This window comes from Streptomyces sp. NBC_01622, from assembly GCF_045209635.1.
Taxonomy (GTDB): domain Bacteria; phylum Actinomycetota; class Actinomycetes; order Streptomycetales; family Streptomycetaceae; genus Streptomyces.
In genome coordinates this window covers 3,588,214-3,606,709 of sequence record NZ_CP109293.1, presented here as the reverse complement: position 1 = coordinate 3,606,709, position 18,496 = coordinate 3,588,214, and the positions used below count along the sequence as shown (strand labels likewise).

Here is an 18,496-nt window from a genome sequence, read left to right as displayed (position 1 = left end):
CGGGGGCTTCGGGTAGCGTCGAATCATGAAGGCCGTGATTCGGACCCGAAGCCTCCCGGGGCTGCTGCTGGCCGTGCTGCTCGCCGCCCTGACCATGGTGTCACCGGCCGCCGCGGACACCGGCGTCTCCACGATCGGCCAGGCCCTGCGCAAGGGGCCCGTCTATGTCGACCCGGGGACGTCCTCCTTGTCGTCCGCCGACGCCGACGCGCTCGCGCAGCGCATCAAGAGGGCCGACAAGCCGGTCTTCGTCGTGGTCCTCCCGGCCGACTACCCGACGGCGAACCTGTTCACGGATCTCCGCACCGCCACCGGCATCACCGGCCTCTACGCGGTCCGCCTCGGCGACCGTTTCGACGCCCGCGCCGACTCCTCGGTCCTGTCGAACGCGGCCGTGAAGAACCTGGTCAGCAGCGTGCAGGGCGAGGACGCGAAGACCCAGCTCGACGACTTCACCGACCGGGCGCTCGCCAACATGGGCGGCTCGGCGCCCGCCTCCTGGGGCGGTTCCTCGGACGGCGGAGGGGGAGTCTCCGGTACGGCGCTGATCGTCGCGGGCGGCGTCCTGGTGGCCGGTGGCGCGGGGGCGTACACCCTCGTACGGCGTTCTCGCCGCCGCAGGCTGGAGGAGCAGCGGGCCGCGCTGGACAAGCTGCGGGTGGTGGTCGACGAGGACATCACCGCGTTCGGCGAGGAACTGGACCGCCTCGACTTCCACCCGGCCGAGCCGCGCGCCGACGACGCGATGCGGGCCGACTACGAACGCGCCCTGGACGCCTACGAGCAGGCGAAGTCGTACATGGCGGCGGCCACGAAACCCGAGGACGTGCGGGCCGTCACCCAGGCCCTGGAGGACGGCCGCTTCTCGCTCGCGCAGCTCGCCGCCCGCCGCGAGGGCCACCCGCTGCCCGAGCGCCGCGCTCCCTGCTTCTTCGACCCGCGCCACGGCCCCTCGGTCGCGGATGCCACGTGGACCCCGGCCGGGGGCGCACCCCGCGAGGTCCCGGTCTGCGCGGCCGACCAGGCCCGGCTCGCCGACGGCCGGGACCCGATGATCCGCGAGGTCGACACGGACTACGGCCGCCGCCCCTACTGGGACGCGGGCCCGGCCTACGGCCCCTGGGCGGGCGGCTACTTCGGCGGCGGCCTCCTGCCCGGCCTGCTCGTCGGCACGCTGCTGGGCAGCATGATGGCCGCCCCGTCCTACGCCTCCGACTACGGCACCGGTTACGGCGACTTCGGCAGCGGCGGCTACGACGGCGGCGACGTGTCCGGCGCGGACTTCGACCCCGGTGACTTCGGCGGCGGATTCGGGGGAGGGGACTTCGGAGGGGGCGGCGACGGAGGAGGCGGGGACTTCGGCGGCGGTTTCTGAGGCGCTCACAGACCTCACGGACCCATGGCAACTCCGGCCACGGCCACCCCCTGAGGGGCGCGGGGCTGTGACATTTGCGGCTCCGCCGCGCGGGCGCGACCAGCCCCCACCGGCCCGCACCCGATCAACGACCTGCCAGCCGCTCCATAATCCCCCCCGCCAACTCCAACACCCCTCGCTCAGTCACGCTCAACGAAGCCAGCGCCCCCGCCAACCACACATCCCGCTCAGCCATGTCCCGATCGAGCGCCCGCCGTCCCGCCGCCGTCAGCGTGAGCACAGACCGCCGCCGATCCACCGCGCTCGGCTCACGCGCGATCAACCCCTCCGCCTCCAGTTCGCCGAAGGCCCGCGTGAGCGACTGGGGCCGCTGCCGCTCGGCCACCGCGACCTCGCCCGGCGTCGCCGAGCCGTTCCGGTGCAGATGTCCGAGCACGATCAGCTGGTTCGGGCTGAGCCCGCCGTCGCCGCGCTCCTGTCGCAACCGCCGGTTCAGCCGTACGACACCACGACGGATCCGGGCGGCTTCGGAGAGGTGATCCATGTCGGATATCGTACGCGCTAACTTACTATTCAGCGTGCGTGATGCCCGCTAGCGTAGTGATAGTGACCGCAAAACTAATACGCAATGCGTACGAAGCGGCTCTGACGATGACCGCCGTGCTGCTCTGCTGGGGCGTCGCTCTCTGGCTGGAGGGTGCCGCGGGACTGCACACCGATGTGCTGGTCCTCGCGGTCGCCCTGACCCTCACCCTGTCCTCCACGCAGCGCACCGCCGACACGCGCCGGAGGTTCACCGCGCTCGTCCTGCTGCCGGTCACGGCCGGCGCCTCGATCTTCCTCGGCCGCCTGATCGTCTCCCACTACGCGCTCGGCGCCGCCGTCTACACGGCGGGCATGGCGCTGGCCATCTGGATCCGCCGCTACGGCCCCGTCGCCACGAAGGCCGGCACACTGCTGGCGCTCCCGCTGGTGGCCCTCCTCGTCGTACCGGGTCCGGCGCTGCCGCCCAAGGCGCAGAGCGGGCTGGTCACCTGGGGCTGGTCGGCGTTGGTCGGGGCGTTGGCGTGCGGGGTGGTGTGGCTGGTGCAGGGGCTGGGAGACCGGTTCGGGCCCCGCCCCTGGCGTGCCGAACCCGCTCCCGGACAACCGCCGCGCCGCTCCCGCCTCCACCCCCGCCCCAGCACCCGCATGGCCCTCCAGATGGCGGCCGGGGTCGCCGCCGCCTTCGCCGTGGGGCGGCTGTTCTTCGACGACCACTGGCCGTGGGTGGTCCTCACCGCGTACGTCGCCGCGAGCGGCAACCGGGGCCGAACGGACGTACTGCGCAAGGGAATTGAACGGCTTGCCGGGGCCACGGTCGGCACCCTGCTGGCGGCGGGCGTCGCGGCGATCGGCCTCACCGGCGACACCTCCGTGGCGCTGATGTTCGCCGTCCTCACGGTCGCGTTGTGGCTGCGCCCCCTCAACTACGCCTACTGGGCCGCCGGGATGACCTGCGCCCTGTCCCTCCTCCTCGGCTACTTCGGCCAGGACGCCCTGCACCTGCTGCCCACCCGGCTCGAAGGGATCGCGGTCGGCGCGGTGCTGTCGGTGGCTTCGGCGTGGTGGCTGCTGCCGATGCCGCGCGCCCGCCGTCAGCTCGTCCGCGGTACGACGAGCCCCGTCTCGTAGGCCATCACCACCGCCTGTGTACGGTCCCGCAGTCCCAGTTTGGACAGGATGCGGCTGACGTGGGTCTTCACGGTCTCCTCGCCGACGTGCAGGCGGACGGCGAGCTCCGGGTTGGACAGGCCCTCCGCGAGCAGGCGCAGGACGTCGGTCTCGCGTGGGGTGAGGGCGTCAAGTGCGGTTCGTACAAGGGTGGTTCGGGGGCGCTGGCGTGCGAACTCGGAGATGAGCCGTCGGGTGATCGCGGGTGCGAGCAGCGCCTCGCCGGCCGCCACGACCCGTACCGCGTCGAAGAGCCGCTCGGCCGTCACGTCCTTGAGCAGGAAGCCGCTCGCCCCTGCGGTCAGCGCGTCGTAGACGTGCTCGTCGAGGTCGAAGGTGGTCAGTACGAGCACGCGTGGGGCGTCCGGGCCCTGGAGGCGTGCGGTGGCCTCGATGCCGTCCATGACCGGCATCCGTACGTCCATCAGGACCACGTCGGGGAGCTGCTCGCGGCAGACGCGTACCGCCTCGGCGCCGTCGTGGGCCGTGCCGACGACGGTGAAGTCGGCCTGGGTGGCGAGGAGTCCGGCGTATCCGGCCCGGACGAGCTCGTGGTCGTCGGCGACGACGATGCGGATGGTCATGCCGGTCCCTCCTCGTCGTCCGGTTTGACGGGCAGGCGGGCCTCCACGAGGAATCCGCCGCCGGGGGCGGGGCCGGTGCGCAGGGTGCCGCCCACGGTGGCGGCCCGCTCGCGCATGCCGAGCAGCCCGTGGCCGGAGCTGTCGACGGCGGGTTGTCCGGGCCCGTTGTCGCGGACACGCACCGCCAAGTCCGCGTCCCCGTAACGGAGTTCGACGTCCACGGCGGCGCCGGGCGCGTGCCGGCGGGCGTTGGTGAGGGCCTCCTGCACGATGCGGTACGCGGTGACCTCGATGCCGGGGTCGAGCGTGGTGACCGGCCCGCTGACGATGAGCCGGGTGCGGGAACCGGCCGCGTCCCGTGACTCGTCGACGAGTTCCATGAGCTGGCGCAGGCCGGGCTGGGGCCGTCGTTGGACCCCCGTGTGCGCGTCCTCCCGCAGTACGCCCAGCAGCCGCCGCATCTCGGTCAGGGCGGTGCGCGCGGTGTCGCCGATGGCGAGGAGACGGGTGGCGCCCTCGGCCGGGAGTCCCGGGGTGGTGAGCCGGGCGGTCTCCGCCTGGACGGCGATCATCGAGATGTGGTGCGCGACGACATCGTGCAACTCCCGTGCGATACGCGCCCGTTCACCCCGGGCGGCGTGTTCGAGGAGGGTGTCCGCGAAGGCCTGTTCCGTGACGCTGTGGGCGAGTGCGGTGCTGCGCACATGGTGGGCGATGCCGGTGGCCGCGGCGGCGGAGGCGAGGGTCGCCACGAGGACGGCGACGATCCGGGTTGGTTCCTCGTGGCTGCCGAGCGCGATCACGACGTACGGCAGCACGAGCGCCCCGGCGAGCCGGGTGACTCCGGCCCGCCCCAGCACGTACACGCAGCCGAGCTGGGCCACGACCCCGCCGGCGGTGAGCATTCCGAACGGCACGAGGGACAGCACGCAGGAGGCGCTGATCGCGACGGCGGCGCAGGTCCGGGCGAGCTTCCCGGTCCCGAGGACGAGGGTGAGGGGGAGGGTGGAGGAGAGGGCGAGCAGCAGCAGAGCGGCGAAACCACCGGCCAGGCCGGTGCTGCGGACGAGGACTTCGGACACGGCGAGGACGGCGAGGGCGACCCCCACGATCGCGGCGCGGGCACCGGTTTCGACGGCCCGCCACCGGGACCTCACCGCCCGCGCACCCCCACCCTCGTCGCCCACCCCGTCATTGTGCCGACCCCTCTCCCCGTCGGCGTCCCCCTCGTGAGGGACCTCCACGGCGTGACGACACGGCGTGCGGCGCGCCCCTAGCCTCCCTCACCATGAGCGACGCAACCATCGAAGTCCGCGACTTACGGAAGCGGTTCGGCCGGACCCTCGCGGTCGACGGCCTCTCCTTCACGGTCGAGCCCGGCACGGTGACCGGATTCGTCGGTCCCAACGGCGCGGGCAAGTCCACCACCATGCGCTCCCTGCTCGGCCTGGACACCCCCGACGAGGGCCAGGCGCTGATCGGCGGACGCCCCTACCAGGCCCTGCGCACCCCGCTGTTGGAGGTCGGCGCGCTCCTGGACGCCGCCGCCCTGCACCCCGCCCGCCGGGGTCGTGACCACCTGCGCTGGCTGGCCAACTCGCACGGGCTGCCGATGCGCCGCGTGGACGAGGTCCTCGAACAGGTCGGCATGGAGCAGGCGGCCCGGAGGCGGGCGGGCGGCTACTCCCTCGGTATGCGCCAACGGCTCGGCATAGCGGCCGCGTTGCTCGGCGACCCACCGGTTCTGCTCCTCGACGAACCGGTCAACGGTCTGGACCCCGAGGGCATCCAGTGGATCCGCACCCTGCTCCGGCACCTTGCCGCGGAGGGCCGGGCGATCCTGGTCTCCAGCCACCTGATGAGCGAACTGGAGGACACCGCCGACCACTTGGTGGTCATCGGCCGGGGCCGCCTCATCGCCGACACGGCGGTGGCCGACCTCCTCGCGGCGGCCTCCGGCGACCGGGTACGGCTGCGCACGAGCAGTCGTACGGAAGCCATGGAACTGCTCGCGCGGGAGGGCGGCACGGTGGCCGTCGTCGACCGTGACCTCCTCACCGTCACCGGCCTGCCCGCCGAACGGATCGTGGAGCTGCTCTCCGGGGCCAGGGTCCCGTTCGCCGAAGTGGGCGCGCATCGGGCGTCGTTGGAGGAGGCGTACATGGAACTCACCCGGGACGCCGTCGAGTTCACGTCGACGCCCGCCGGGACGGACGAGGTGACCCGATGACGGCGCCGACGAGGACGCCCGCGCCGTACCGCTCGGCGCTGCATCCGGCCCGGGCCGGCTTCGGGCGGCTGCTGCGGGCGGAGTGGACGAAGTTCTGGACGGTCAGGGCCTGGCTGCTGGTGCTGGCGGTGGCGGCCGTGGTCACGGTCGTGATCTCTCAGCTGGGCGCGAGCGGCTCCACCACCGGCGGCGGTCCGCCGATCGTCATCGGCCCGGGCGGCGAGGTCGTCAACGACGCCTTCCGCTTCACCCACCGCCCGCTGACCGGCGACGGCACGATCACGGTCCGGGTCACCGGTCTGAAGAGCACCGACGGCGAGTCCCTGGAGCCCTGGGCGAAGGCCGGGATCATCGTCAAGTCGAGCCTGAAGCCGGGCTCGGCGTACGCGGCCGTGGTGGCCACTCCCGGCCATGGCGTCCGTATGCAGTGGAACTTCACCCACGACACGGCGGGCCCCAGCAGCGATCTGGCCAAGGCCCCGGAGTGGCTCCGGTTGAAAAGGGTGGGGGAAAAACTAACTGGCTATGCGTCGGTGAACGGTCAGAAATGGACCCGGCTCGGGGAGGCGGAGGTTGGGGGACTGGGGAGGACGGTTCAGGTGGGGCTGCTGCTGGGGACTCCCGATCACGAGGTCGTGCAGCGTTCCTTCGGCGGCACGAGCGAGCGGGCGGGCGGGAGCTCGGTCACCGGCACCTACGACCGACTCACCCTCCAGGGCGCGTCGACCGGCACCGGCTGGACGAGCACGGACATCGCCGCCCTCGACCCCAACGGCCCGAACGCCGGGAACGTGCCGCAGAACACCACCCAGGTGTCCGCGACCGGCACCTACACCCTCACCGGCCGGGGAGACATCGCCCCCGACGAGAACAGCCCCGACATCGTCCAGATGAGCTTCCAGGGAGTCTTCGTCGGCCTTCTCTTCATGGTCGCCCTGGGCACGCTCTTCGTGACGACCGAATACAAACGCGGCCTGATCCGTACGACGTTCACGGCGACACCGTCCCGCCTGAAGGTGCTGGCGGCGAAGACATCAGTCATCGCGGCGATCACCTTCACAACGGGCCTACTGGCCACGGCAATCGGCTTCACCCTGGCCCAACGGGCCCTGCGCTCCAACGGCTTCAGGCCCCCCGAGTTCCCCGACCTGTCCCTGCTGGAGAACCCGTCCCTGCGGGCGGTGGTGGGCAGCGCGGTACTCCTGTCCCTGGTGGCGGTACTGGCCCTGTCCCTGGGAGTGGTACTGCGCAACAGCGCCGGCGCGATAGCGGCCGTCGTGGTCCTGGTGATCCTCCCGCAGATCCTCTCCTTCGCCTTCCCGCTCCCCGCGGCACAATGGCTCCTGAGGGTCACCCCGGCAGCGGCCTTCGCGATCGAGCAGGGAAAGACGTACTACCCCCAGGTCCAGCACACCTGCCTCCCGGAGAGCGGCTGTTACCCCCTCTCCCCGTACAACGGCCTGGCGGTCCTGGCCGCCTACGCGCTGGCAGCACTCCTGCTGGCGGCCTGGACGGTACGGAGGCGGGACGCGTGAGGCGCCTGCTGCACGCCGAGTGGACCAAACTCCGCACCCTGCCCAGCACTTGGTGGCTCCTGACGGCAACGGTCGTCCTCACGGCGGCGGTCGGCGCGGCGGCGGCCTCGTCGGTCACGACCCGGATCTGCCCGTCCCCCTGCCACGCGGACACGACCGAACTGACCCTCTCGGGCATCCAGTTGAGCCAGGCCATATGCCTGGTCCTGGGCGCCCTGTCGATAGGCGCGGAGTACAGCACTGGCACGATCCGTACGACGCTCACCGCGATGCCGGGCAGATGGCGGGTACTGGCGTCGAAGGCGGCGGCCCTGTCACTGCTGACGGCGGTGGCGGGAGCCCTGGGGGTCCTGTCCTCCCTGGGCCTGGCCCGCCTGATCCTCCCGACCCCGCCGGACGGTGCCCTGCTCCGACCTGCGACGGGTTCGATCCTGATCCTCGTCCTGGTGACGCTCATGGGCCTGTCCCTGGCGACCCTGCTCCGCGACACGGCAGGCGCGATCACACTGGGACTCGGCATCCTCTACGTCGTCCCGATCCTGTCCCACCTGGTCAACTCCCCGACCTGGCAACACCGTTTGCAACGCTGGGCCCCGATGCCGGCGGGCCTGTCCATCCAGGCGACGAAGAACCTGGGTGCGCTGGCGATCGCTCCGTGGCCCGGGCTTGGGGTTCTGGCGGCGTACGCGGTGGGCTTGTTGGGGGCCGGGGGAGCGTGGTTCAGGCTGCGGGATGCGTGACCTTGTCGAGGAAGGTGGTCCAAGTGGCAGGAGCGACGGTAAGGATGGGACCGGCGGGCACCTTGGAGTCACGAACGTGAATGGCGGAGGGGTGGACGGCGACTTCGATGCAGTCCCCGCCCTCGCTGCTGCTGTAGCTGGACTTGAACCACTGCCGTGCTGCGGTGTTCATTACTCTCCTAGCAGTTGCTCCAGGAGGCGCATGCTCTCGGAGGGAGAGAGCGCCTGTGACCGCAGCATTCCATATTTCAGGTGATAGTTACTCACCTCTTCCGGGTCCTCGACGAGGAAGCTGGCGCGCTGAACTTCCAGGTAGGCCAGGCGCTCGTGGTGCGGAGTTTCCAGCAGCACCAGGGGCCCGCCGAGGGAGGCGTGGGGCATCCGGTCCATCGGCATGATCTGCACGCTCATGTGGGCCGGTTCATTGGACGCGATCAACTTGCGGATCTGGTCTCGCATAACCTCCGGCCCGCCGACGTTTCGCCGTAGGACGCTCTCCTCGATGATGAAGTGCCCCACCGGAGGCCTCTCGCGCGTCCAGATCTTCTGCCGTTCCATTCGGTTGGCCACCCACTGGTCGGCCGTCTCGTCCTCGACTGCCGGATGCCGAGACTCGAAGACGCAGCGGGCGTACGCCTCCGTCTGGAGCAGGCCAGGCACGACCTGCGTCTGATACGACAGGATGGCGATGGCCTCCTGCTCATTGTCGACGAGCCCTTGTGCGAACGCGGGCATCCTCGCCTGCACCGGCAACTTGTCCACGAGGGCGAACAACGCCCCACCCGTACCGAGCAGTTCATCGAACTCCATCGCCCGGTAGTCCTGGAGCGCGAGCCGTCCCTGCTCGATGGACCTGATGGTGTCGATGTGCAGGTTCGCGATCTCTGCGAACCGCTCCTGCGTGAGCCCCGCCTTCCTCCGGAAATGGGCGACCAGCCCACCCACCGCTTCCCAAGTGCCGACCTTCTTAGGCCTCTTCGCCGATTGCATGCGTGTCCCTTTCCCCCGCGCACACCCGAAGACGTCGTAGTGAGCTCGTAGCAATGAGAACTACGACCTCAGGGCTCGCAGAGAATCAACATGCGGGTTTGATCTTCTTCGGGGGGTGTGTTCCGTACCGGTCGAGGTGGACGGCCACATCAGTAGGGGTGCGGAATCTGGCAGTTGAGGGGTGGACCGCGTGATCGTGCTCGGCCAGTAGCGGGCGCGCTTCCTGGACGGCCCGTGTGAGAGTGCTTCCGGTGACGCCAAAGAGCCGGGCGAGCAGGTCGTGGGTGCCGATCTTGCGGAGGCAGAGCACGGTGGCGAGGATCCGGTCTGCGTCGGAGAGCTTGTCCTTGGCACCCGCGCCTCGCCGCCGTCGGCGCTCGCCGCCCCGGCGCTCGTGGCGGATTTGCTCGCGTTGTTGTGCGAGCGCCGGGATCAACGCACTGACCAGAGCGTCGAGTTGGGCAGTGGTCATGCCGGTCAGCTCCGGGTCGCGGAGAGCTTGGGTGTCAACGCCGGCCGGGTGGGCGGTTGTGGCGGTGGCGGCTTCGGATTCCGTCTCATGGTGTGGGGCCGGGCGAGGACCAGCAGGGCGGAGCGTGTAGTTCCAGTCGCCGTGGAAGCGGTGCCGGCTCATTGCCAGTGCATCGATCTCGGCGTCGGTGACCTTCACACCGGTGTCGTAGGTGCCGGTGTCGAGTTCAGCTTCCACTTTCAGACCGGTGCGGGTCGTGGTCGCCGCGATGCTGTCCACGATGACTTCATGGCTGGTCAGCGGTCTGCCGCGCCAGTTCATGGAGATGTGGGAGAACAGCCGGTGCTCGATCTTGTTCCACTTCGAGGTCCCGGGCGGTAGGTGACAAACAGTGATCTTCAGACCAGTTCCGGAGGCGAGAGCGGCCAGTTCACTCTTCCAGGCCCGGGTGCGGTAGCCATTGGAGCCGCCCGCGTCCGCGGTGATCAGAAGACGGGTGGCGTGCGGGTAGTCGTGACGGCCGCGGGCCTGCCACCAGCGGCGGATCGAGGCGACAGCGAATTCGGCGGTGTCGTGGTCGGTGCCGACACTGACCCAGCCGGTGTTCGCCGCAAGGTCGTAGATGCCGTATGGGATCGCCTTGCCCGGTCCCTGCCGGTCCAGGAAGTCATGCGTTTTGACCAGCACTGGTTCGCCCGCCGGCCGCCACTCACGCCCGGCATTCTTGTAGTCGCCGACCAACTCCTTCTTCTTGGTGTCCACGCTGATCACCGGGTCCCCGGCACCGATGTGTTCCTTGGCCCGGTCGTTGATATAGCGGAACTGGGCATCACGGTCCGGGTGCTGTGCGCCCTCGATGGTCTTCGCGTTGGCCTGCAGGCTGAAGCCCTCCTCCCGGAGCAGGTCCCCGACCGTGTCCGCGCTCACCTTGTGCCCCTGGCGGGTGAGTTCGGCGGCGAGCTTCCTCGTCGACTTGGTTGTCCAGCGCAGCGGCGATATCGGATCCCCGCGTACGTCCGGCTCGACCAGTGCGAGCAGGGCCGGCCGCAGCCCCGGGTCTACCTCGGCGGCCTTCTTGCGCCCGCCGCCAGGACGGCGAACCCGCCCCAGCGGTCCCTCGCCCGCCTCCAACTCGTCCACGCCCTTGCGAACCGTGGTCTCGCTGACCTGAGCCGCCTGCGCGACCACCCGGATACCGCCGTGTCCCAGGGCCCGGGCCTCGGCTCCCATCAGCAGCCGACGCTGCCGCTCGTCCAGATGCGGGAACAACACCCCAAACTTGACGGCCAGTTGGTCACGAGTCGCGTCAGGGATGCCCATACCAGGTGAACGAGCCCGGATGCGGGAAGCAACACCTTGATTCTCTGCGAGCCCTCACTCACTGACCCACGATAGTGACTCCCTGTGACAGTGGTCCCGTGAATGAACAACTCCAACAAGGCCACACCCGCGAGGCGTTCTACCGCCGGGACCGCAGATCGGTCGCCCTGGCCCGCGACTTCACCAGGGAGACGCTCACGTCCTGGTCGGTCACGGCCCGGCTGCACGATGTGCTGCTCTGCGTAAGCGAGTTGGCGACCAACGCGATCCTGCACGGCGTACCGCCGGGCCGGGGCTTCGCCGTACACCTGTCCCTGCACCCCGACGGAGTCCTCCGTATCGAGGTCCACGACAGCGGCACCACCGAACTCCGCAAGGTCCGCACGCCGTACCGGCAACTGGACGCGGAGGAGGGGCGGGGCCTGATGCTGGTCGCCGCGCTGTCGGACAAGTGGGGGGTGGGGGAACGGTCGCCGGGCACGGTGGTCTGGTGCGAGTTCGCGCTCAGGTGAGGGCCGCGGCCAGGAGAGCGAACGCGGCGATGATGATGGCGACGCGGACGTAGTGGTAGCGGTCCCAGCGGTTCATCTGCTCCTTCCAGTCGGCGGGCCGGTTCTCGGGGGTCCATGTCTTGCCCCGGTTGTTGATCGGGACGAGCAGCACGAGCGACATGATCACGCTCACGATCAGCAGCGCGGCGGCGGTGACGACGAGGCCGGCGCCGGAGTGGTGCCATCCGGCGACGGCCCAGACCGCGCTCAGGACGAGCGAGCCGATGTACCAGAACGGCATCACGGCGCCGAGCATCCGGCCCCCGTGGGCGCGGGCGAGTTGGTCACTGTCCTCGGGGAGGGCGTTGAAGATCCGGTTCATGACGAAGGCGACGGAGAACTCCACCCCCACCATCACGCCGACGACCACGGTGGTGAAGACCTCAAGTGCGGTGAGCATCATGACTCTCCCTGTTTTCTAGCGTTGCTAGCTGATGAGGCAACGCTAGTACTACTGCCGCTCGGATGTCTAGCAGTGCTAGGGTCGAATCATGTCGGTACAGGAACGCAAGGAGCGCGAACGGGCGGGTCGCGAGCGCCTCATCTTGGCGACGGCCCGCGAACTCGCCGAGCAGCAGGGCTGGGACGCGGTCACCACCCGTCGGCTGGCCGAGCGCATCGAGTACAGCCAGCCCGTCCTCTACAGCCACTTCCGCGGCAAGCGCGAGATCATCGGCGCCGTCGCCCTCCAGGGCGCCACCGAGCTGGCCGCGGAGCTGCGGGCCGCGACCTCCGCCGCGGACGGCCCGCGCGCCCGGGTCACCGCTCTTGCCCGCGCCTACCTCGACTTCGCCGAACGCAACCCGGCGGTGTACGACGCCATGTTCCAGCTCGACGGCGGCCTGGCCTTCGCGCAGGAGGACACCCCGGAACAGCTGAAGGACGCCTTCGCCGCCCTGCTGGAAAACCTCGGAGAGGTCGCCGGGGACGGTGTCCACCCGGGGGTGTTCACCGAGCTGTTCTGGGCGGCCCTGCACGGCCTGGCCACCCTGACCCGGGCGGGACGGCTGCCGCCGGAGTACGCCGAGCGAAGGACACGGCTACTGGTGGACCGGCTCGCCGTGGTCTGACAGGCCGTCCCGGACAGCTGTCAGGAGTCCGTTCGGCGCGGTCGGTTCGGGCAGCCCCCGGAACAGCAGCCAGCTGAACGCAGGCAACACGATCAGCGGGGCCAGAGCCGTCCGCAAGGACGTCGCGTCGGCGATCGTGCCGATCAGCGGAGTGACCATGCCCCCGATGCTAACGGTCAGCCCGAGCGTGATCCCGCTGGCCGTGCCGACCCGCGTCGGCAGATAGTCCTGGCCGAGGGTCACGTGCAGGGAGAAGGGGACGTAGAGGGTGAGCGACGCCAGCGCCACGAAGACGTAGAACGCGGGGCCGGGGACGAACACTGTGCCCGCGATGGCCGGGATCGTCAGCAGGTACGACCAGCGGGCCACCGTCACCCGGTCCCAGCGGCCCGCGAGACTGCCGCCCACCACGGAGCCCAGGGCGCCCCCGAGATAGAGGACGAACAGCGCCACGGTCCCGGACGCCGTACCGCCTCCCATGCGCTGCTGGGCGTAGAGCGAGATGAACGTGCTCAGACCGATGAACTCGATGGACCGCAGGACCACGGACAGCGAGAGCCGCACGAACGACGCCTGGTCGTCGGTGCCGACCGGGACTGTGCTGGCGGCAGCCGCACCCTCCGGGCGTCCCAGCGCGCGCAGCACCGGCAGGCACAGCACGCTGCCGACGAGGGCGGGGAGCACGAGCAGCGGTGACAGGCGCAGGCCGCCGGTGGCGACGACACCGCCGACCATGAGCGGCGCGGCGGCGAAACCGAGGTTGCCGCCGACCGAGAACCAGCCCATCGCGCTGTGGCTGCCCCCGCTGACGAGCCGGGCGACACGGGCGGACTCGGGGTGGTACGCGGCGACCCCGACACCGGACACGGCCACGAACACCAGGGTGAGCGCGTAGGAGCCGGTCAGGCCGCTCAGTGCGATGCCGAGTCCGCCGAGGACCGTGCTCAGCGGCAGGATCCACGGCATCGCCCAGCGGTCGGTGAGCAGACCGAACACCGGCTGCGCCACCGAGGAGAGCAGGGACGCGGCGAGCACGATGCCCGAGACCGAGGCATAGCTGTAGGCGCGCTCGGCGACGAAGAACGGGATGAGCGCGGCGACCGCGCCCTGGTAGATGTCCACGCAGGCATGGCCGACAGCGAGCAGCGTGATGGCTTTCTTCTTTGACATGGCGCCATGCTCGGCGCCGGGCTGTTTGTCGCGCTTCCGATAAACTGCCAGGCAATGACAGAAATCCGCCATGAGCCGGTGGCGCCGACCCGCACCCAGTGGCTGGCCCCCGGCGCCGCCATCGATGCCCACCGCCACGACGACCACCAGATCGTCTACGCGGGGCGCGGCGTGCTGGCCGTGACGACCGGTGCGGGCTCGTGGATCGCACCGGGCACCCGCGCCATCTGGGTACCGGCCGGCACAGTGCACGCCCACCAGGCCCACGGCGAACTCGAACTGCGGACGGTCGGCCTGCCCGCGCGCAACAACCCGCTGGGGCTTGAGCAACCGACCGTCCTCGAAGTGGGGCCGCTGCTACGGGAGTTGATCATCGCCTACACGCAGACCCCGGACGACGGCAGCCCCGAACGCGCGCGCCTCCGCGCCGTGTTGCTCGACCAGTTGAAGGCCTCGCCCCAGCAGCCCCTGCACCTGCCCACCCCAACTGCCCCTCTCCTGCGGGCAGTCTGCGAGATCCTGCGCGAAAACCCGGCCGACGACCGCACCCTGGCCGCCCTCGGCAGACAGGTCGGCGCGAGCGACCGTACGCTCTCCCGGCTCTTCAAGTCCGACCTCGGCATGAGCTTCCCGCAGTGGCGCACCCAACTCCGCCTGTACCGCGCGCTGGTGCTGCTCGCCGAGGACACCCCGGTCACCGCCGTCGCCCACCGGTGCGGCTGGTCGTCCGCCAGCGCCTTCATCGACGTCTTCCGCCGCACCTTCGGCCACACCCCGGGAGCACATCAGCGCCATGCATGAACTGACCCGTACCGAAGCCCGCCGCATCGCCGTCCACGCGCAACTCCTCGACGCCCACCGCCCCACCGAACTCCACACCGTCGTACGCCGGTTGACCCTGCTCCAGATCGACCCCACGGCCGCGATCGCACCCAACGCCGACCTGGTCGCCTGGAGCCGCCTCGGCTCGTCGTACGCACGGGAGGACCTCACCGCCGCGCTGACGAACCGCACCCTCCTCGAACTCCGCGCGATGATCCGCCCGAGCGAGGACCTGGCGCTGTACCGCGCAGACATGGCCGTATGGGAGAAGGAGACCAAGCACTACCGGGAGTGGGTCGCGGCCAACGACGCGTGCAGGCGCGACATCCTCGACCGGCTGGGCAGCCAAGGGCCGCTCACCTCAAGGGAGTTGCCCGACACCTGCGCGGTGCCGTGGCAGTCGTCCGGCTGGACGCACAACCGCAACGTCACCCAGCTCCTGGAGCTGATGGTGCTGAGAGGGGAAGTCGCGACCGCGGGCAGGGCGGGACGCGAACGGCTCTGGGACCTGGCGTCCCGCGTCTACCCGGACGAACCCGCCGTCCCCGTCGCCGAGGCCCGCCGTCTCCGGAACGAACGGCGGCTCCGCGCACTCGGCATCGCCCGCGCCACCGGCACCGCGCTCCCGGTCGAACCCGCCGTCGTCGGCGAGGCCGGCGAACCGGCCGTCGTAGAAGGGGTGAAGGGGGAGTGGCGGGTCGATCCGGCATACCTGGAACGGCCGTTCACCGGCCGCGCCGCACTGCTCTCACCGTTCGACCGACTCGTCCACGACCGGCAGCGCACCACCGAACTCTTCGGCTACGACTACCAGTTGGAGATGTACAAGCCGGCCGCGAAGCGCCGCTGGGGCTACTTCGCGCTGCCGATTCTCTACGGCGATCAGCTCGTCGGGAAGCTCGACGCGACGGCCGACCGCAAGGCAGGCGTGCTCCTGGTGAACGCCGTCCACCAGGACGTGGAGTTCAGCAGGAGCATCGCCGATGCCGTGGAGGCCGAGATCGATGATCTGGCCGCGTGGCTCAACCTCAGGCGCTCTTGATCGCCGAGATGTCGAAGTTCAGCTTGATCTTGTCGGAGACGAGGACGCCACCGGTCTCCAGGGCCGCGTTCCAGGTGATGCCCCACACGGAGCGCAGGATCTCGGCCTTGCCCTCGAAGCCGACGCGCTCGTTGCCGAACGGGTCCTTCGCGGCGCCGTTGAACTCCAGGTCGATGGTGAGCGGCTTGGTGGTGCCGAGGATCTCCAGGTCACCGGTGATGCGGTAGTCGTCGCCGCCGAGGGCCTCCGCCGAGGTGGAGCGGAAGGTCATCGTGGGGAACTCGTCCGTTTTGAAGAAGTCCGCGCTCTTGAGGTGACCGTCACGGTCCGGGGAGCCCGTGTCGATGCTCTCCATCTTGACGTCCAGGGAAGCGGTGGACTTGGCGGGGTCGGAACCGTCCAGGTGCAGCGTGCCGGTGAAGTCGAGGAACTTGCCCTTGACGTTGGTGACCATCGCGTGGCGGGCGGTGAAGCCGAGCGTGGTGTGCGCCGGGTCGATGGTGTAGTCGCCGGTCAGCGCGGCCAGATCGGGGTTGACGGCGGCGGGCGCCGAGGTGGTGTCGGTGTCGTCGCTCTTGCGGCCGAAGATGCCCATGACGTGCTCCTAAGGGGGGACGGGAGTGGTGCGGGGATGAAGCTGTTGAATGTTCAACGATGCCAACACGAAGGACCGTAGACCTATTCCATTCAATTTTCAACATCATCCGCAGCGTGTTTCACCAACTACTACGAGTACGCCCTCTCGGTGGGGTCGGCAAGGCGGGAATCGCTCCGGGAGTCACTCTGGGGATGGCATCCTCCCCATGTGAATGTGAGGTGGCTCTCAGCCGTCTCCTTTGTGTGACTCCTACAACGGGCACGCCCCCTGAGCAGTCGGAACGGCTGCATGCCGGTGCGGTTCTGTTCGGTGGTACCAGGAAAACGGGCCGGAGACTGTGCAGAGTCGACGGCGCACAATCCTTGGTGTGCTTCGTAGGGTCGGTGCATGACCGTTTTGGATGAGGCGCCGGGTGAGCCGACGGACGCGCGCGGGCGAGTGGCCGAACTGCACGAGATCCGTGCCCTGGCACTGGCCGGCCCGAGCGAGAAGGCGACCGAGGCGCAGCACGCCAAGGGGAAGCTGACCGGCCGGGAGCGCATCGACCTGCTCCTCGACCCCGGGTCCTTCCGCGAGGTCGAGCAGCTGCGCAGGCACCGCGCCGTCGGCTTCGGCCTGGAGGCCAAGAAGCCGTACACCGACGGTGTCATCACCGGCTGGGGCACGGTCGAGGGCCGTACGGTCTTCGTCTACGCACACGACTTCCGGATCTTCGGCGGCGCGCTGGGCGAGGCCCACGCCACGAAGATCCACAAGATCATGGACATGGCCATCGCGGCCGGTGCCCCGCTGGTGTCGCTGAACGACGGCGCCGGCGCCCGTATCCAGGAGGGCGTCAGCGCCCTCGCCGGCTACGGCGGCATCTTCCAGCGCAACACCAGGGCGAGCGGGGTGATCCCGCAGATCTCGGTGATGCTCGGCCCGTGCGCGGGTGGCGCCGCCTACTCGCCCGCCCTCACGGACTTCGTCTTCATGGTCCGCGAGACGTCCCAGATGTTCATCACCGGCCCGGACGTCGTCAAGGCGGTCACCGGCGAGGAGATCACCCAGAACGGCCTGGGCGGCGCCGACGTGCACGCCGAGACGAGCGGCGTCTGCCACTTCGCCTACGACGACGAGGAGACCTGCCTCGCCGAGGTGCGCTACCTCCTGTCGATGCTCCCGCAGAACAACCGCGAGAACCCGCCCCGCGCCGAGTCCTCCGACGCCGCCGACCGCCGCTCGGACATCCTGCTCGAGCTGGTCCCGGCCGACGGCAACCGGCCGTACGACATGGCCAAGGTCATCGAGGAGATCGTCGACGACGGCGACTACCTGGAGATCCACGAGCGCTGGGCCCGCAACATCATCTGCGCGCTGGCCCGCCTCGACGGCCAGGTCGTCGGCATCGTCGCCAACCAGCCGCAGACCCTGGCCGGCGTCCTGGACATCGAGGCGAGCGAAAAAGCTGCGCGCTTTGTCCAGATGTGTGACGCTTTTAACATTCCGATCGTTACGTTCTTGGACGTCCCGGGGTTCCTTCCCGGCGTCGACCAGGAACACGGCGGAATCATCAGGCACGGAGCGAAGCTGCTCTACGCGTACTGCAACGCGACCGTGCCGAGGATTTCGCTCATCCTGCGCAAGGCGTACGGAGGCGCCTACATCGTCATGGACAGCCAGTCCATCGGTGCGGACCTCACTTATGCCTGGCCCACCAACGAGATCGCCGTGATGGGCGCCGAAGGTGCCGCCAACGTCATCTTCCGCCGCCAGATCGCCGACGCCGAGGACCCCGAGGCCATGCGGACGCGCATGGTCAAGGAGTACAAGTCCGAGCTGATGCACCCGTACTACGCGGCCGAGCGCGGACTCGTCGACGACGTCATCGACCCGGCCGAGACCCGCGAAGTACTCATCCAGTCGCTCGCGATGCTGCACACCAAGCACGCGGACCTGCCCTCGCGCAAGCACGGCAACCCCCCGCAGTAACCCAGCGGACCCTCCGCGCTACCCCAGCGGAAACCTCTCTCACGGAGACTGAGACCTATGACCACGCCTGACATTCGTGTCGAGAAGGGCCACGCCGAGCCCGAGGAAGTCGCCGCCATCACGGCGATCCTCCTGGCCCGCGCGGCGGCTGCCCCGGCCACTGAGACCCACCGTCCCCATCGCAAGGCCGGCTGGCGCCGGTTGGAGCGTGAGGGCGGGTTCCGGGCGCCGCACAGCTGGCACTGAGCACCGCTTCAACGCGCTTACGGCGGCCCCACTCTCCTGCGGGAGGGTGGGGCCGTTGCTGTTCGCG

The 18,496-nt window shown here is 69.8% G+C and carries 20 protein-coding genes; 11 read left to right on the top strand and 9 right to left on the bottom strand.

All coding sequences use genetic code 11. From position 1 onward, the window contains the following. The first annotated feature begins 25 nt into the window (after positions 1-25). Positions 26-1,375 carry a hypothetical protein gene (locus OH768_RS16015; RefSeq protein WP_406454164.1) on the top strand — a complete coding sequence of 450 codons (1,350 nt, stop codon included), beginning with the start codon at positions 26-28 and terminating at the stop codon, positions 1,373-1,375. Between the two features lie 124 nt (positions 1,376-1,499). On the opposite strand, the gene OH768_RS16010 is transcribed toward OH768_RS16015, so the two are convergent. Continuing rightward, positions 1,500-1,919, bottom strand: a complete 420-nt coding sequence (locus OH768_RS16010) for a MarR family winged helix-turn-helix transcriptional regulator (protein WP_406454162.1) — start codon at positions 1,917-1,919, stop codon at positions 1,500-1,502. Positions 1,920-1,981: 62 nt separating this feature from the next. Between OH768_RS16010 and OH768_RS16005 the strand changes: the two genes are divergently transcribed. Continuing rightward, a complete protein-coding gene (locus OH768_RS16005; RefSeq protein ID WP_406454160.1) occupies positions 1,982-3,049 on the top strand; it encodes an FUSC family protein in 1,068 nt (355 codons plus the stop codon). On the opposite strand, the gene OH768_RS16000 is transcribed toward OH768_RS16005, so the two are convergent. Together OH768_RS16000 and OH768_RS15995 are read right to left on the bottom strand one after the other, a co-directional pair. Continuing rightward, positions 3,013-3,672, bottom strand: a complete 660-nt coding sequence (locus OH768_RS16000) for a response regulator (RefSeq protein WP_406454158.1) — start codon at positions 3,670-3,672, stop codon at positions 3,013-3,015. The two genes, OH768_RS16005 and OH768_RS16000, sit on opposite strands and share 37 nt — an antisense overlap. Then, on the bottom strand, positions 3,669-4,829 hold the full coding sequence (locus tag OH768_RS15995) for a sensor histidine kinase (RefSeq protein WP_406465287.1): 1,161 nt from the start codon (positions 4,827-4,829) through the stop codon (positions 3,669-3,671). Before OH768_RS15995 ends, OH768_RS16000 begins: the two co-directional genes overlap by 4 nt. 131 nt (positions 4,830-4,960) lie before the next feature. Here OH768_RS15995 and OH768_RS15990 point away from each other — a divergent pair, with 131 nt between their 5' ends. Genes OH768_RS15990 through OH768_RS15980 form a run of 3 tightly spaced genes read left to right on the top strand, consistent with a single transcriptional unit; the run spans position 4,961 to position 8,177 of the window. Beyond that, on the top strand, positions 4,961-5,902 hold the full coding sequence (locus OH768_RS15990) for an ABC transporter ATP-binding protein (protein WP_406454156.1): 942 nt from the start codon (positions 4,961-4,963) through the stop codon (positions 5,900-5,902). After that, entirely contained in the window at positions 5,899-7,437 is a 1,539-nt protein-coding gene (locus tag OH768_RS15985) for a hypothetical protein (protein ID WP_406454154.1), read from the top strand. The genes OH768_RS15990 and OH768_RS15985 overlap by 4 nt, the downstream gene beginning before the upstream one ends. Further along, on the top strand, positions 7,434-8,177 hold the full coding sequence (locus tag OH768_RS15980; RefSeq protein ID WP_406454152.1) for an ABC transporter permease: 744 nt from the start codon (positions 7,434-7,436) through the stop codon (positions 8,175-8,177). The genes OH768_RS15985 and OH768_RS15980 overlap by 4 nt, the downstream gene beginning before the upstream one ends. On the opposite strand, the gene OH768_RS15975 is transcribed toward OH768_RS15980, so the two are convergent. The 3 genes from OH768_RS15975 to OH768_RS15965 form a co-directional block, all read right to left on the bottom strand. Then, positions 8,158-8,349, bottom strand: a complete 192-nt coding sequence (locus OH768_RS15975) for a DUF397 domain-containing protein (protein ID WP_406454150.1) — start codon at positions 8,347-8,349, stop codon at positions 8,158-8,160. The genes OH768_RS15980 and OH768_RS15975 overlap by 20 nt on opposite strands. Further along, positions 8,349-9,167, bottom strand: coding sequence for a helix-turn-helix domain-containing protein (locus tag OH768_RS15970; RefSeq protein WP_406454148.1), 819 nt, complete (start codon positions 9,165-9,167; stop codon positions 8,349-8,351). Before OH768_RS15970 ends, OH768_RS15975 begins: the two co-directional genes overlap by 1 nt. Positions 9,168-9,252: 85 nt before the next feature. Further along, positions 9,253-10,959 carry an ISAzo13 family transposase gene (locus tag OH768_RS15965; protein WP_406454146.1) on the bottom strand — a complete coding sequence of 569 codons (1,707 nt, stop codon included), beginning with the start codon at positions 10,957-10,959 and terminating at the stop codon, positions 9,253-9,255. Positions 10,960-11,057: 98 nt separating this feature from the next. On the opposite strand from OH768_RS15965, the gene OH768_RS15960 reads away from it, so the two are divergent. Beyond that, positions 11,058-11,471, top strand: a complete 414-nt coding sequence (locus tag OH768_RS15960; RefSeq protein ID WP_406454144.1) for an ATP-binding protein — start codon at positions 11,058-11,060, stop codon at positions 11,469-11,471. Here OH768_RS15960 and OH768_RS15955 read toward each other — a convergent pair. Further along, positions 11,464-11,910 carry an anthrone oxygenase family protein gene (locus tag OH768_RS15955; protein ID WP_406465286.1) on the bottom strand — a complete coding sequence of 149 codons (447 nt, stop codon included), beginning with the start codon at positions 11,908-11,910 and terminating at the stop codon, positions 11,464-11,466. The two genes, OH768_RS15960 and OH768_RS15955, sit on opposite strands and share 8 nt — an antisense overlap. A gap of 91 nt (positions 11,911-12,001) precedes the next feature. On the opposite strand from OH768_RS15955, the gene OH768_RS15950 reads away from it, so the two are divergent. Further along, positions 12,002-12,580 carry a TetR/AcrR family transcriptional regulator gene (locus OH768_RS15950; RefSeq protein WP_406454142.1) on the top strand — a complete coding sequence of 193 codons (579 nt, stop codon included), beginning with the start codon at positions 12,002-12,004 and terminating at the stop codon, positions 12,578-12,580. On the opposite strand, the gene OH768_RS15945 is transcribed toward OH768_RS15950, so the two are convergent. Next, positions 12,551-13,750 (bottom strand): MFS transporter, encoded by a 1,200-nt coding sequence (locus OH768_RS15945; RefSeq protein WP_406454140.1) that lies wholly within the window; start codon positions 13,748-13,750, stop codon positions 12,551-12,553. The genes OH768_RS15950 and OH768_RS15945 overlap by 30 nt on opposite strands. 54 nt (positions 13,751-13,804) lie before the next feature. Between OH768_RS15945 and OH768_RS15940 the strand changes: the two genes are divergently transcribed. Both OH768_RS15940 and OH768_RS15935 read left to right on the top strand, forming a co-directional pair. Then, positions 13,805-14,551: an AraC family transcriptional regulator gene (locus OH768_RS15940; protein WP_406454138.1), complete on the top strand. Its 747-nt coding sequence runs from the start codon at positions 13,805-13,807 to the stop codon at positions 14,549-14,551. Continuing rightward, the gene (locus tag OH768_RS15935; protein ID WP_406454136.1) at positions 14,544-15,614 is read left to right on the top strand and encodes a DNA glycosylase AlkZ-like family protein; all 1,071 of its coding nucleotides are present in this window, start codon (positions 14,544-14,546) and stop codon (positions 15,612-15,614) included. Before OH768_RS15940 ends, OH768_RS15935 begins: the two co-directional genes overlap by 8 nt. Here OH768_RS15935 and OH768_RS15930 read toward each other — a convergent pair. Then, positions 15,601-16,209 (bottom strand): YceI family protein, encoded by a 609-nt coding sequence (locus OH768_RS15930; protein ID WP_406454134.1) that lies wholly within the window; start codon positions 16,207-16,209, stop codon positions 15,601-15,603. The genes OH768_RS15935 and OH768_RS15930 overlap by 14 nt on opposite strands. 390 nt (positions 16,210-16,599) lie before the next feature. Here OH768_RS15930 and OH768_RS15925 point away from each other — a divergent pair, with 390 nt between their 5' ends. Next, positions 16,600-18,183 carry an acyl-CoA carboxylase subunit beta gene (locus OH768_RS15925; protein WP_406454132.1) on the top strand — a complete coding sequence of 528 codons (1,584 nt, stop codon included), beginning with the start codon at positions 16,600-16,602 and terminating at the stop codon, positions 18,181-18,183. 57 nt (positions 18,184-18,240) lie between these two features. Beyond that, positions 18,241-18,429, top strand: coding sequence for an acyl-CoA carboxylase subunit epsilon (locus tag OH768_RS15920; RefSeq protein WP_406454130.1), 189 nt, complete (start codon positions 18,241-18,243; stop codon positions 18,427-18,429). Positions 18,430-18,496 lie beyond the last annotated feature (67 nt).

Bases quoted from the DNA above. Each gene is read 5' to 3' on its own strand.
- OH768_RS15935 (WP_406454136.1), top strand. From the start codon at position 14,544: ATGCATGAACTGACCCGTACCGAAGCCCGCCGCATCGCCGTCCACGCG.
- OH768_RS15945 (WP_406454140.1), bottom strand. From the start codon at position 13,750: ATGTCAAAGAAGAAAGCCATCACGCTGCTCGCTGTCGGCCATGCCTGC.
- OH768_RS15955 (WP_406465286.1), bottom strand. From the start codon at position 11,910: ATGCTCACCGCACTTGAGGTCTTCACCACCGTGGTCGTCGGCGTGATG.
- OH768_RS15950 (WP_406454142.1), top strand. From the start codon at position 12,002: ATGTCGGTACAGGAACGCAAGGAGCGCGAACGGGCGGGTCGCGAGCGC.
- OH768_RS16015 (WP_406454164.1), top strand. From the start codon at position 26: ATGAAGGCCGTGATTCGGACCCGAAGCCTCCCGGGGCTGCTGCTGGCC.
- OH768_RS15990 (WP_406454156.1), top strand. From the start codon at position 4,961: ATGAGCGACGCAACCATCGAAGTCCGCGACTTACGGAAGCGGTTCGGC.
- OH768_RS15920 (WP_406454130.1), top strand. From the start codon at position 18,241: ATGACCACGCCTGACATTCGTGTCGAGAAGGGCCACGCCGAGCCCGAG.
- OH768_RS16000 (WP_406454158.1), bottom strand. From the start codon at position 3,672: ATGACCATCCGCATCGTCGTCGCCGACGACCACGAGCTCGTCCGGGCC.
- OH768_RS15985 (WP_406454154.1), top strand. From the start codon at position 5,899: ATGACGGCGCCGACGAGGACGCCCGCGCCGTACCGCTCGGCGCTGCAT.
- OH768_RS15940 (WP_406454138.1), top strand. From the start codon at position 13,805: ATGACAGAAATCCGCCATGAGCCGGTGGCGCCGACCCGCACCCAGTGG.
- OH768_RS15965 (WP_406454146.1), bottom strand. From the start codon at position 10,959: ATGGGCATCCCTGACGCGACTCGTGACCAACTGGCCGTCAAGTTTGGG.
- OH768_RS15930 (WP_406454134.1), bottom strand. From the start codon at position 16,209: ATGGGCATCTTCGGCCGCAAGAGCGACGACACCGACACCACCTCGGCG.
- OH768_RS15970 (WP_406454148.1), bottom strand. From the start codon at position 9,167: ATGCAATCGGCGAAGAGGCCTAAGAAGGTCGGCACTTGGGAAGCGGTG.
- OH768_RS15925 (WP_406454132.1), top strand. From the start codon at position 16,600: ATGACCGTTTTGGATGAGGCGCCGGGTGAGCCGACGGACGCGCGCGGG.
- OH768_RS15975 (WP_406454150.1), bottom strand. From the start codon at position 8,349: ATGAACACCGCAGCACGGCAGTGGTTCAAGTCCAGCTACAGCAGCAGC.
- OH768_RS16010 (WP_406454162.1), bottom strand. From the start codon at position 1,919: ATGGATCACCTCTCCGAAGCCGCCCGGATCCGTCGTGGTGTCGTACGG.